Source organism: Nocardioides sp. InS609-2 (genome assembly GCF_023208195.1).
Classification (GTDB): domain Bacteria; phylum Actinomycetota; class Actinomycetes; order Propionibacteriales; family Nocardioidaceae; genus Nocardioides.
On sequence record NZ_CP060034.1, the window covers coordinates 4,069,689 to 4,082,800 of the forward strand.

At 70.0% G+C, this 13,112-nt stretch carries 12 protein-coding genes; all 12 read left to right on the forward strand.

The annotated features are described in order from the left end of the window. The first annotated feature begins 21 nt into the window (after positions 1-21). The 12 genes from argS to prmC all read left to right on the forward strand — a co-directional run bounded on the left by argS (position 22) and on the right by prmC (position 13,112). A complete protein-coding gene (gene argS / locus H4Q84_RS20910; protein ID WP_248580996.1) occupies positions 22-1,689 on the forward strand; it encodes an arginine--tRNA ligase in 1,668 nt (555 codons plus the stop codon). Next, positions 1,686-3,089 (forward strand): diaminopimelate decarboxylase, encoded by a 1,404-nt coding sequence (gene lysA, locus H4Q84_RS20915; protein ID WP_248580997.1) that lies wholly within the window; start codon positions 1,686-1,688, stop codon positions 3,087-3,089. Before argS ends, lysA begins: the two co-directional genes overlap by 4 nt. After that, entirely contained in the window at positions 3,089-4,387 is a 1,299-nt protein-coding gene (locus H4Q84_RS20920) for a homoserine dehydrogenase (protein WP_248580998.1), read from the forward strand. The genes lysA and H4Q84_RS20920 overlap by 1 nt, the downstream gene beginning before the upstream one ends. Further along, positions 4,384-5,457 carry a threonine synthase gene (gene thrC, locus H4Q84_RS20925; RefSeq protein WP_248580999.1) on the forward strand — a complete coding sequence of 358 codons (1,074 nt, stop codon included), beginning with the start codon at positions 4,384-4,386 and terminating at the stop codon, positions 5,455-5,457. Before H4Q84_RS20920 ends, thrC begins: the two co-directional genes overlap by 4 nt. Positions 5,458-5,618: 161 nt before the next feature. After that, positions 5,619-6,518, forward strand: coding sequence for a homoserine kinase (thrB, locus tag H4Q84_RS20930; RefSeq protein WP_248581000.1), 900 nt, complete (start codon positions 5,619-5,621; stop codon positions 6,516-6,518). Between the two features lie 263 nt (positions 6,519-6,781). Continuing rightward, entirely contained in the window at positions 6,782-8,698 is a 1,917-nt protein-coding gene (gene rho / locus H4Q84_RS20935; RefSeq protein ID WP_282580282.1) for a transcription termination factor Rho, read from the forward strand. A gap of 105 nt (positions 8,699-8,803) precedes the next feature. After that, positions 8,804-9,172 (forward strand): response regulator, encoded by a 369-nt coding sequence (locus H4Q84_RS20940; RefSeq protein ID WP_248581001.1) that lies wholly within the window; start codon positions 8,804-8,806, stop codon positions 9,170-9,172. A gap of 76 nt (positions 9,173-9,248) precedes the next feature. Further along, positions 9,249-10,097, forward strand: coding sequence for a CHASE3 domain-containing protein (locus tag H4Q84_RS20945; RefSeq protein ID WP_248581002.1), 849 nt, complete (start codon positions 9,249-9,251; stop codon positions 10,095-10,097). Next, the gene (locus tag H4Q84_RS20950; protein WP_248581003.1) at positions 10,058-10,762 is read left to right on the forward strand and encodes a HAMP domain-containing sensor histidine kinase; all 705 of its coding nucleotides are present in this window, start codon (positions 10,058-10,060) and stop codon (positions 10,760-10,762) included. The genes H4Q84_RS20945 and H4Q84_RS20950 overlap by 40 nt, the downstream gene beginning before the upstream one ends. 122 nt (positions 10,763-10,884) lie before the next feature. Continuing rightward, a complete protein-coding gene (gene rpmE / locus H4Q84_RS20955; RefSeq protein WP_248581004.1) occupies positions 10,885-11,103 on the forward strand; it encodes a 50S ribosomal protein L31 in 219 nt (72 codons plus the stop codon). A 93-nt stretch (positions 11,104-11,196) separates the two neighbouring features. Next, positions 11,197-12,270 carry a peptide chain release factor 1 gene (prfA, locus tag H4Q84_RS20960; RefSeq protein ID WP_248581005.1) on the forward strand — a complete coding sequence of 358 codons (1,074 nt, stop codon included), beginning with the start codon at positions 11,197-11,199 and terminating at the stop codon, positions 12,268-12,270. Continuing rightward, positions 12,270-13,112, forward strand: a complete 843-nt coding sequence (gene prmC / locus H4Q84_RS20965) for a peptide chain release factor N(5)-glutamine methyltransferase (protein ID WP_248583696.1) — start codon at positions 12,270-12,272, stop codon at positions 13,110-13,112. Before prfA ends, prmC begins: the two co-directional genes overlap by 1 nt.

Genomic DNA, 13,112 nt, shown 5'->3' on the forward strand with positions numbered 1-13,112 from the left:
GTACGCCGATAGGCTGAGCCGGTGACTCCCGAGGAACTCTCTTCCGTGATCGTCTCCGCGCTCGAGGCCCTGGTGGCCGAGGGCGCCGTGGTGCTGCCCGACGGCGCCCCGAGCGAGGTCACGGTCGAGCGACCCCGCCAGAAGGGTCACGGCGACTACGCCACCAACGTCGCGCTCCAGCTCGCGAAGAAGGCCGGCACCAACCCGCGGGCCTTCGCCGAGCTGGTCAGCGCCAAGCTGACCGCTGCTGACGGCATCGCAGGAGTCGAGATCGCCGGGCCGGGGTTCCTGAACATCTTCGTGGAGGCCGGGGCGCAGGGGCAGGTCGCGGCCGACATCGTCGCTGCCGGGGCGGCGTACGGAAGCGGGAAGGTGCACGCCGGCGAGAAGATCGACGTCGAGTTCATCTCTGCCAACCCGACCGGTCCGCTGCACCTCGGCCACACGCGCTGGGCAGTCGTGGGCGACGCACTGGCACGCGTGCTGGAGGCCGCAGGTGCAGCCGTGACCCGCGAGTTCTACATCAACGACCGTGGCAACCAGATGAACCTGTTCGGTGCTTCGCTCGAGGCGGCGGCGCTGGGGCAGCCCACGCCCGAGAACGGTTACCACGGGGCCTACATCGCCGACCTGGCTGCCGAGGCGGTGGCGGCCGACCCTGGCCTGCTCGGGCTCGACGGCGAGGAGCGGACCGCCGCCTTCCGCGAGGCCGGATATGCCCTGCAGCTCAAGCAGCAGCAGGAGCAGCTCGACGCCTTCCAGACGCACTTCGACGTGTGGTTCTCGGAGCGCACCCTGCACAGCTCGGACGACGTCGCGGCTCAGCTCGAGAAGCTGCGCGCCCAGGGTCACCTGTTCGACGCCGACGGCGCCTTGTGGATGCGGACGTCGGACTTCGACGACGACAAGGACCGGGTGCTCATTCGGTCCAACGGAGAGCTGACCTACTTCGCCAGCGACACCGCCTACTACGTCAACAAGCGGCAGCGTGGCTTCGACCGGTGCATCTACCTGCTCGGTGCCGACCACCACGGCTACGTCAACCGGTTGCGGGCGATGGCGGCCTGCGCGGGCGACGACCCCGACCGCAACATCGAGGTGCTGATCGGCCAGCTGGTCAAGATCATGCAGAACGGCGAGGAGCTGAAGCTCTCCAAGCGCGCCGGCACCCTCGTCACTCTCGAGGAGCTGATCGAGCTGATCGGGATCGATGCCCTGCGCTACACGCTGGCTCGTTACCCGGCTGACTCCCCGCTCACGCTGGACGCGGCTGAGATGACACGCCAGAGCAGTGACAATCCCGTCTACTACGTCCAGTACGCCCATGCCCGGGTGGCCTCGATCCTGCGCAACGCTGTCGACCTCGAGCTGGCTCCGGCCAAGGGCGAGGACTTCGACCCGAGCCTGCTCGCGCACGAGAAGGAGGGCGAGCTCCTGCGCGCTCTCGCCGAGTTCCCCCGGGTCGTGGCCGCGGCCGCGGAGCTCCGCGAGCCGCACCGGGTGGCCCGCTACCTCGAGGACACCGCCGCGACGTACCACCGCTTCTACGACGCCTGCCGGGTGCTGCCCATGGGCGACGAAGAGGTCAGCGACCTGCACCGCGCCCGCCTCACCCTGGTGGCGGCGACCCGCGTCGTACTCGCCAACGGCCTTGCTCTCCTCGGCGTCTCCGCACCGGAGCGCATGTGACTCACGAAGCCGGCTGGGCGCACGCGCCCGGCGCTCTCCGCGGCCCGTCCTGGCTGCAGCCTCCCGGCGACGCCAACGCTCTGGTGCCACAGCTGTGGTCGTCGACGGCACGCAAGGTCCACGGTGACCTGGTGGTCGGCGGCATCGCGGTCGCCGACCTCGTGGCCAACCACAACACCCCGGCGTACGTCCTCGACGAGACCGACTTCCGGCGCCGGGCCCGGGCGTTCCGCGAGGCGTTCGCCGCCGACGCCGGTTGGGACGTCTACTACGCAGGCAAGGCCTTCCTCTGTACGACGGTCGCCCGCTGGATCGCCGAGGAGGGGCTCTCCCTCGACGTCTGCTCCAGCGGGGAGCTGACGGTCGCCCTGCGAGCGGGCTTCGACCCGGCGCGCATCGGCTACCACGGCAACAACAAGACGCTGCCGGAGTTGCGGCGCGCGGTCGCGGCCGGCGTCGGCCGCATCATCGTCGACTCCTTCGCCGAGATCGAGCGACTGTCCTCGGCTGCCAGCGACATCGGCTCCACCGCCCGAGTGATGGTGCGGGTGACCGCCGGCGTCGAGGCGCACACCCACGAGTACATCGCCACCGCCCACGAGGACCAGAAGTTCGGCTTCTCGATCACCAGCGGCGACGCCCTCGACGCCGTACGCCGGGTGCACGAGGCCGATGGTCTCGAGCTGCTCGGCCTGCACTCCCACATCGGCAGCCAGATCTTCGACTCGTCCGGGTTCGAGGTGGCCGCGCGTCGCGTGCTGGCGCTGCACGCCCGGGTCTCCGACGAGCTGGGCGTGACGATGCCCGAGATGGACCTCGGCGGCGGCTTCGGCATCGCCTACACGACGCAGGACGACCCTTCCGAGCCCGCTCAGCTGGCGATCGAGATGAGCAAGATCGTCGAACACGAGTGCCGGTCACTCGGTGTCGCCGAGCCACGGCTCTCGATCGAGCCCGGTCGCGCGATCGTCGGCCCGTCGATGTGCACGGTCTACACCGTCGGCACCGTCAAGGCGGTCACCCTCGACGGCGGCGCCGTACGCACCTACGTCAGCGTCGACGGCGGCATGAGCGACAACATCCGCACCGCGCTGTACGACGCCGACTACTCCTGCACGCTCGCCAACCGCGCGTCCGAGGCGCCGCCGGTGCTGTCGCGGGTCGTCGGCAAGCACTGCGAGGCGGGTGACATCATCGTCAAGGACGAGTTCCTGCCGGCCGACCTCGCGCCGGGCGACCTCGTGGCCGTGCCCGGCACGGGTGCCTACTGCCGCTCGATGGCTTCCAACTACAACCACGCGCTCCGACCGCCGGTGATCGCTGTGCGGGACGGCGTCGCGACAGTGGTGCTGAGGCGAGAGACTGAGGACGATTTGTTGGCGACGGACGTGGGTGCTTGATGAACGAGGGCGAAAAGCCTCTCCGGGTGGCAGTTCTCGGGTGCGGATCGGTGGGCTCCCAGGTCGTGAGGCTGCTCACCGAGCAGGCCGACGACCTGGCCGCGCGCATCGGTGTGCCCGTCGAGCTCGCCGGCATCGCCGTACGACGTCTCGACGCGCAGCGCGAGGTGGAGGTGCCCGACGGGCTGCTCACCACCGACGCCGCCGGCCTCGTGACCCGTGACGACGTCGACCTGGTCGTCGAGGTCATCGGCGGCATCGAGCCAGCGCGCAGCCTGATCCTCAGCGCTCTCGAGCACGGTGCCTCGGTCGTGACGGCTAACAAGGCGCTGCTCGCCGAGGACGGACCGACCCTGTTCGAGGCGGCCGAGAAGGCGGGACGCGACCTCTACTACGAGGCCGCCGTCGCCGGTGCCATCCCGATCCTGCGTCCGCTGCGCGAGAGCCTCGCCGGTGACAAGGTGACCCGGGTGCTCGGCATCGTGAACGGCACCACCAACTTCATCCTCGACAAGATGGACACCTCCGGCGCCGGCTTCGCCGAGGCGCTCGAGGAGGCCCAGGACCTCGGTTATGCCGAGGCCGACCCGACCGCCGACGTCGAGGGTTTCGACGCCGCAGCGAAGGCCGCGATCCTCGCCAGCCTCGCCTTCCACTCCCGAGTGACCGCCTCCGACGTGCACCGCGAGGGCATCTCAGAGGTCACCGCTGCCGACGTGCAGTCGGCCCGCGACATGGACAGCGTCGTCAAGCTGCTCGCGATCTGTGAGCTCAAGGACGGCGCCGTCGCGGTCCGCGTGCACCCGGCGATGATCCCGCTCAGCCACCCGCTCGCCTCGGTGCGCGGCGCCTACAACGCGGTGTTCGTCGAGTCGGAGGCCGCCGGCCAGCTGATGTTCTACGGCCCCGGAGCCGGTGGCCCGCCGACCGCGTCTGCCGTGCTGGGCGACCTCGTCACGGTGGCCCGCAACCGGCTCGGCAACACCCGCGGTCCCGGCGAGTCGGCGTACGCCGACCGGGTCGTGCTGCCGATGGGGGAGACACTCACCCGCTACCACGTGGCCATCGACGTCGACGACCGCGCGGGCGTGCTCGCCACGGTGGCCAACGCGTTCGCCGACCACGGTGTCTCGATCCAGACCGTGCGCCAGGAAGGGCGCGGCGCCGACGCCCAGCTCGTCGTCGTGTCCCACCAGGCCACGGATGCCCAGCTCGCCGCCACCGTCGAGCAGCTGCGCTCGATGGACATCGTGCGCGAGGTGACCTCGGTGATGCGCGTCGAGGGAGACGCCGAATGAGCGGCCGCACCCACCAGTGGCGGGGCGTCATCGAGGAGTACCGCGACCTCCTCGACATCCCCAAGGACGTCGAGGCCATCACCCTGCGCGAGGGCGGTACCCCGCTCGTGCACTCGGGCTGGCTCAGCGCGCAGGCGCAGGCCCAGGTCTGGCTGAAGGTCGAGGGTGACAACCCGACCGGCTCCTTCAAGGACCGCGGCATGACCGCCGCCATCTCGGTCGCGAAGCACGAGGGCGCGGCCGCTGTGGTGTGCGCGTCGACCGGCAACACGTCGGCCTCGATGGCGGCGTACGCCGCGAAGGCCGGCCTCAAGCCGCTCGTGCTAGTGCCGGAGGGCAAGATCGCCGCCGGCAAGATGGCGCAGGCGATCATGCACGGCGCGCAGGTGATCATGGTGCGCGGCAACTTCGACAACTGCCTGACCCTGGCCCGCCAGCTCGCCTGGAACTACCCGGTCGCGCTCGTCAACTCCGTCAACCCGGTGCGCCTGCAAGGGCAGAAGACGGCGTCGTTCGAGATCGTCGACTTCCTCGGCGACGCCCCCGACCACCACCTGCTCCCGGTCGGCAACGCCGGCAACATCTCGGCCTACTGGATGGGTTACGAGGAGTACGCCGCGCTCGGCCGCTCGACGAAGAAGCCGAGGATGCTGGGCTTCCAGGCCGAGGGTGCGGCGCCGCTCGTCACGGGTGAGCCGTTCCCCGATCCCGAGACCAAGGCCACCGCCATCCGCGTCGGCAACCCCGCTTCGTGGAAGCTCGCCGAGGCCGCCGCTGCCGAGTCGGGTGGCGGGTTCACCGCCCTCTCCGACGGTCAGATCCTGTCGGCCCAGGCCGAGCTCGCGCGGCGCGACGGCGTCTTCGTCGAGCCGGCATCGGCGGCCGGCGTCGCCGGCCTCCTGGCTGCGATCGCGGCGGGGGAGTCGTTCGCGGGCTCGACCGTCGTGATCACCGTGACGGGCCACGGTCTCAAGGACACGGCCACTGCCCTCGAAGGCACCGGCGACCTCGTCGACGTGGTGGTCGACGCCGATGTCGACGCTGCTGCGGCCGCCGCCGGCCTGACTTAGGACGTGGCTCCTTACTCCATGGCCTACTGCGCGCCGCCCTGCGGGCACCTCGCTGCGTTGTCGTCAGTCGTCGATGCTGGCGCATCGCCTCCCTCCTCCGCCTTGCGATGCACTCCGCAGGACGACGCTCGTGACGGCCGAGAGCAAGGAGTCACGCCCTGATGGTCTCCTTCGTCGACGACGCCGTCACTGTGACGGTGCCGGCCACCTCGGCCAACCTCGGCCCCGGCTTCGACTCGCTCGGGCTGGCGCTGTCGATGCGCGACGAGCTGACGGCGTCCATCGCGCCGAGCGGACTGGCCATCACCGTCGATGGTGCCGGTGCCGACGACGTGCCTCGCGACGAGACCCACCTGGTGGTGCGCGCCATGCGCGCCGCCTTCGCCGCGATGGGCGCGGATCCGCCGGGCCTGGTGCTGAGCTGCCACAACGTCATCCCGCACAGCCGCGGGCTCGGCTCGTCGTCGGCGGCGATCGTTGCCGGCCTGGCGCTGGCACGTGGGCTGGTGGCCGGTGGTTCGCTGCTGCTCGACGATGACGCGCTCTTCCGGCTCGCCGCCGACCTCGAGGGACACCCCGACAACGTCGCGCCGGCGCTGTTCGGTGGCTTCACGATCTCCGGTTGCGAGGAGGGCGAGTTCTTCACGGTCGCGTCCTCGGTCGACCCTCGCGTGACGACGGTGGTCTTCGTGCCACCGACCCCGGTGGCGACGTCGGTCGCGCGCGGGCTGCTGCCAGACGTCGTACCGCACGCGGATGCGGCGACCAACTCCGGTCGTACGGCGCTGCTCGTCGCCGCGCTCGCCGGGCGGCCGGAACTCCTCCTGCGCGCGACGTGCGACCACCTCCACCAGTCCTACCGGGCCCCGGCGATGCCGGAGTCGCTCGCCCTCGTAGATGCGCTGCGTGCCGACGGGGTGCCCGCCGTCGTGTCGGGGGCCGGACCGACGGTGCTGGCGTTCACCGACGCCGGCTCGGTCGCTGTGCTCCGGTCCCGATGCCCGGAAGGGTGGGTGGTCCACCACCTTGCCGTCGAGTCCAGGGGTGTGGTCGTCGGCTGACCGCCGATGTCGTGCCGTGTGTCACCTTTCGGCACGCCGGTGGTATCTTGGGCCTGCGCCACTCGGCGTGAGCACTCCATCCGATGACGTCAACGCCATCGCAAGAAGTGCGCAACCTCCTTCATCTTCGCGGGCGACTTCGCCTCTGCACCTGCCGACACGGCTGCCTCGTTGTGGCCCGGCGGGGCCACGGGGATGGGGAGCACCGCAGACGTTGCCGACGGCCCAGACTCGTCGGCACAGATACGTGGGAAGGACCTCACGTGACAGAAACCATCGAATCCGTCCCCGCGCCCGAGGCCAGTGCCTCGAAGAAGCGCGGCGGGGGCCTCAACTCCCTCCTGCTCGCCGACCTGAAGTCGATGGCCGGCGGCATGGGAATCTCCGGCGTCTCCTCCATGAAGAAGGCCCAGCTGGTCGACGCCATCAAGGCGGCCCAGGCCGGTGGCCGGAACGGCAAGCAGGCCGAGCAGAAGCAGACGGCACCCGAGAAGCAGGTCGAGCGGAAGCAGGTCGAGCGGAAGCAGAAGGCCGCCGAGAAGCCGGTCGAGAAGCCGGTTGAGAAGCCGGCCGAGAAGCCGGCCGAGAAGCCGGTTGAGAAGCCGGTTGAGAAGCCGGCCGAGACCTCGGGCGGGGCGAGCCAGGACCAGCAGGACCGCCAGCAGGGCCGCGAGCGCGACCGCGGTCAGAGCGGCAACCAGAACGAGAACCGCAACGACCGCGCCGAGCGGGTCGAGCGCACCGACCGGGTCGAGCGCACCGAGCGGGTCGAGCGCACCGAGCGGAACGACCGCGTCGAGAACCGCGCCGACAACAACCGCAATGACACGCGGACCGACAACCGCGCGGACCTTCGTGAAGAGGAAGGCGGCAGCCGCCGCAACCGTCGCCGTCGTGGCCGGGACCGGGACCGTCCCCAGGGCAACGACCGTCCGCAGGGCAACGACCGTCCGCAGGGCAACGAGCGCGAGCGCAGCCAGGGTGCGCCGATCGGTCGGAGCAACCGCAACGAGCCCGACACCACGATCCTCGAGGACGACGTGCTGGTGCCCGCAGCCGGCATCCTCGACGTACTCGACAACTACGCCTTCGTCCGCACCAGCGGCTACCTGCCCGGCACCGACGACGTCTATGTCTCGCTGTCGATGGTCCGCAAGTTCGGTCTGCGCCGCGGGGACGCCGTGCTCGGCCAGGTGCGCCAGCCCCGTGAGGGCGAGCGCAAGGAGAAGTTCAACCCGATGGTGCGCATCGACAGCGTCAACGGTGCCGAGCCGGAGTCGATGAAGGACCGGCCCGACTTCTCCAAGTTCACCCCGCTGCACGCCAGCGAGCGGCTGCGCCTCGAGACCGAGCAGACCAACCTGATCGGTCGCGTCATCGACATCGCCGCGCCCATCGGCAAGGGCCAGCGCGGTCTCATCGTCTCCCCGCCGAAGGCCGGCAAGACGATGGTCCTGCAGTCGATCGCCAACTCGATCAGCGCCAACAACCCCGAGTGCCACCTGATGATCGTGCTCGTCGACGAGCGGCCCGAAGAGGTCACCGACTTCCAGCGCACGGTCAAGGGCGAGGTCATCGCCTCGACGTTCGACCGCCCCGCCAGCGACCACACCATGGTCGCCGAGCTGGCCATCGAGCGGGCCAAGCGCCTCGTCGAGCTCGGCCACGACGTCGTCGTGCTGCTGGACTCGATCACCCGGCTCGGCCGCGCCTACAACCTCGCTGCTCCGGCGAGCGGGCGCATCCTCTCCGGTGGTGTCGACTCGTCCGCGCTCTACCCGCCGAAGAAGTTCTTCGGCGCCGCGCGCAACATCGAGAACGGCGGCTCGCTCACGATCCTGGCCACGGCCCTGATCGAGACCGGCTCCAAGATGGACGAGGTCATCTTCGAGGAGTTCAAGGGCACCGGGAACATGGAGCTGCGCCTGCGCCGCGAGTTCGCCGACAAGCGGATCTTCCCGGCCATCGACGCGGTCCAGTCCGGCACCCGCCGCGAGGAGCTGCTGATGAGCAAGGAGGAGATCGCGATCGTGTGGAAGCTGCGACGCGTGCTCTCCGGCCTCGACGGACAGCAGGCCCTGGAGCTGCTGCTGGAGCGGCTGAAGAAGTCGCAGACCAACATCGAGTTCCTCATGCAGGTCCAGAAGACCACGCCTTCGGTGACCGGGAAGGGCGACTGACCGGCGTACCCACGAACTGCGTCCGCCAGTCCTTGGATTACCCCTTGCGGCGGGCAGCTGGCCGGTAGGGTCTGGCCTCAAGCTCGCAACAAGGAAGGCAGGGCAATGGCCCGGATTGTGGTAGCCGACGACGACGTCGACATCAGGGAACTGGTGGAGTTCAAGTTGTCGACACTGGGTCACGACATCGTGGCGGTCGCCGATGGTGCAGCCGCCATCGAGGCGTGCCAGGCGCAGCGCCCCGACCTGGCGGTGCTCGACGTGATGATGCCCGGGATGTCCGGTCTCGAGGCCGTGCGGGTCATCCGCAACGACCCCGCGCTCGCCGACCTCCCGGTGATCCTGCTGACCGCAAGGGCACAGGAGACCGACGTCGAGACCGGCTTCGAGTCCGGCGCGGACGACTACATCACCAAGCCGTTCAGCCCGCGCGAGCTCGCCACCCGGGTCCAGAACCTCCTGTCTCGTACCTGAGGGCGCGTCTCCGCTCGCGGGTACCGACGTGTGCGACGCTTCGGGTCATCCGCCCCCGAATGGATGACATCTACAGATGACCGACGTGCGACCCGTGGCGCGCCTCCTGCGACCGCTGACGACGACGTTGCTGGTGCTGTTCCTGCTCATGGCCGGGATCGGCATCGCCGGCCTGCTCGCCGTCGACCGGGCCTTCGCTGAGCTGACGCGGAGCATCGAGCCGGCCGCCGATGCCAGCCGCGCGCTGATGGCTGACATGGTCAACATGGAGACCGGCGTCCGCGCCTACGCGCAGAGCGGGTTGTCGTCCGGATTGCGGCCCTACCGCGCTGCGCAGGACACCTACACCGAGAACCGCCGCACCTTGGGGGACTTTGCCGAGTCCGACGCCGAACTGCTCGCCGCGGTCCGCATCCAGGACGATGCCGTCCGCGCGTGGCTCAACGACTACGCCGTGCCGCGCATCTCCAGTCCCGGTGGTCCGGGCACCTACAACCCCGAGCGGTTTGCCCGCGGCACCCGCAGGTTCGACGAGCTGCGAGCTGCCAACGCGGCCGTGGACGACGTCTTCGCGGTGCGCGTCGAGGACGCGGCGAGCCGGGCCGACTGGTGGCTCCGCGGCACCCTGGGTGTGCTCGCCCTGCTCGCCGTGTCGGCCGTGGCTGCCATCACCCGGGTGCGCACGCGCGTCATTGCAGAGCTGCAGGAGCCGCTCGTGGAGCTCGAGCGCGTCGTACAGGCACTCGCCGCCAACGACTTCGGGGTCCGCGCCGACCTCGATCGCGGCCCGACGAGCTGCGCGCGGTCGCCCGGTCGTTCAACGGGCTCGCCGAGGTCAACGAGCGCGGCCGGGCGGTCGAGCAGCACATCACCGACGAGATGCGGGTGCTCGACACCGCCAAGAGCGACTTCGTCTCCAACGTGACCCACGAGCTGCGCACTCCGCTGACGACGATCTCCGGCTACCTCGAGCTCCTCGGCGAGGAGTTCGCGGACGGGATGCCCGACCGCCACCAGAAGATGTACGACGCCACGCGCCGCAACGTCGACAGGCTGATGGGGCTCGTCAACGACCTGCTGACGCTCTCGCGGGCCGAGAACCGGGCTACCGACCTCGAGCAGGTCGACGTACTCCACCTCGTGCAGGACTGCGTGGCCGACCTGCGGATGACCGCCGCACGACGTGGCATCGGCGTCACGCTGTCGACCGGCGCTCCCGGCGGGGGCACGGGCCACCATCTGGTCCTGGGCGACGAGGCGATGTTGACCCGGGTGTTCCTCAACGTGCTCAGCAACGCGGTGAAGTTCAGTCGCGACGATGGATCGGTCGAGGTGATCGTCGAGCGATCCGGTGACGAGGTCGCGGTGGTCGTCCGCGACCAGGGCATCGGCATCCCGGCCGACGACCTCGACAAGCTCGGCGGACGCTTCTTCCGGGCCTCGAACGCTGTTACCCAGCACGTCTCCGGCACCGGCCTGGGGCTGCGGATCGTGCAGACGATCATCGCCAAGCACGGCGGCACGATGGCCATCGAGTCGGTCGTCGACGAGGGGACGTCGGTCACGGTGCGCTTGCCGCTCCAGGCGTGATCCGGCAGGGAATGTCCCGATTGGCCTCGCTGTTGACCACGGTGGCACACTTGTGCGCTGGTTCCGGTTCACGGGTCCGCATCAGGCGGAAACGACCCGGCGACCTCTTGAGAGGACATCACATGCAGAAGGACATCCACCCGGAGTACGTCGAGACCGCGGTCACCTGCACCTGCGGCGCGGCGTTCACCACCCGCAGCACTGCCACGTCCGGCACGCTTCGCGCCGACGTCTGCTCGCAGTGCCACCCGTTCTACACCGGCAAGCAGAAGATTCTCGACACCGGCGGCCGCGTGGCCCGCTTCGAGGCTCGCTACGCCAAGAAGACTGCCGACAAGTAGCTTCCACCGAACGCCGGTCCCCACCTCCATGTGGGCGACCGGCGTTCGCCATTTCACCCATCGGTTCGGTACGGCGGTCGACGAGGAGCACGCGTGTTCGAAGCAGTTGAGGGGCTCGTCAGCGAGCACGGCGAGCTCGAACGACGCCTCGCGGAGCCCGAGACGCACGCCGACCAGCGGCTGGCCAAGCAGCTCAACCAGCGGTACGCCGAGCTGACCGGCATCATCGGCACCTGGCGCGAGTGGGTCGCCATCGGCGAGGACATCGAGGCAGCCCGTGAGCTGGCGCAGGAGGACTCCTCCTTCGCGGCCGAGATCGAGCCGCTAGAGAATCGCCGGGCCACCGCCGAGGAGCGGCTGCGGTACCTGCTCGTGCCGCGCGACGCGACCGACTCGAAGGACGCGATCCTCGAGGTGAAGTCGGGTGAGGGCGGCGAGGAGTCGGCGCTGTTCGCCGGTGACCTGCTTCGCATGTACACCCGCTACGCCGAGACGCGCGGCTGGCGGACGGAGGTCCTCGACGCGACCGAGTCCGACCTCGGTGGCTACAAGTCGGTCACCGTCGCGGTCAAGGCCAAGGGCGCTCCGGAGCCCGGCGAGGCGCCGTACGCACTGCTGAAGTTCGAAGGTGGCGTGCACCGCGTGCAGCGGGTGCCGGTGACCGAGAGCCAGGGCCGCGTGCACACCTCCGCGGCGGGCGTGTTGGTGATGCCCGAGGCCGAGCAGGTCGACGTGACGGTCGACGAGAACGACCTGCGCATCGATGTCTTCCGCTCGTCGGGTCCCGGCGGCCAGAGCGTGAACACGACAGACTCCGCGGTGCGCATCACCCACCTGCCGTCGGGCATCGTCGTCAGCTGCCAGAACGAGAAGAGCCAGCTGCAGAACAAGGAGTCGGCGATGCGGATCCTGCGGGCCCGGCTGCTCGCCGCCGCCGAGGAGGAGGCCAACGCTCAGGCCAGCGCTGCGCGCAAGAGCCAGATCCGGACGGTCGACCGCTCTGAGCGGATCCGCACCTACAACTACCCCGAGAACCGCATCTCCGACCACCGCACCGGCTACAAGTCCTACAACCTCGACGCGGTGCTCGACGGTGACCTGCAGCCGGTGCTCGACAGCTGCGTGCAGACCGACCTGGCGGCCCGGCTCGACGCACTCGAGTCGTGATGGAGCGTCGATCGAGCGTCCTGGCCGAGGCCGTACGCCGGCTCCGGGAAGGCGGGGTCGCCAGCCCAGAGCACGACGCCGCCGAGCTCCTTGCCCACGTGTACGCCGTCCCGCGGGGCCGCCTGTTCGAGATCGACGTCGTCGGTCGGCCCCAACGCGAGGCCTTCGACGCCCTGGTGTGGCGTCGGGCGGCCCGCGAACCCCTCCAGCACCTGACCGGCTCCACCGGATTCCGGCACGTCGACCTGGCCGTCGGCCCTGGTGTCTTCGTGCCGCGGCCCGAGACCGAGCTGCTGGCGGGCTGGGCGATCGAGACGGCGCTCGCGCTCGAGGCACCGGTCGTGGTCGACCTCTGCACCGGCTCGGGCGCGATCGCCAAGGCGGTGGCCGACGAGGTGCCGGCCGCCGTGGTGCACGCTGTCGAGCTCGACGTACCCGCTCACGCGTGGGCCGAGCGCAACCTCGCCGGCACCGGCGTCGACCTGCGCCAGGGCGACATGGCCACCGCGTTCGACGACCTGCTCGGCCAGGTCGACGTGGTCGTCTGCAACCCGCCGTACATCCCGTTGGAGGCCTGGGAGTCGGTGGCCGCCGAGGCGCGCGACCACGACCCCCATCTGGCGTTGTTCTCCGGCATGGACGGCCTCGACGCGATACGGGTGCTCGAGGCGCGAGCCGCGTTGCTCCTGCGGCCCGGGGGAGTGGTGGGCGCAGAGCACGCCGACGCCCAGGGCACCTCGGCCCCCGAGGTGTTCAGCCAAGCCGGACGCTGGTCGGAGATCCGCGACCACGACGACCTGGCCGGGCGAGCGCGGTTCGTCACGGCACGACTGGCACGATGA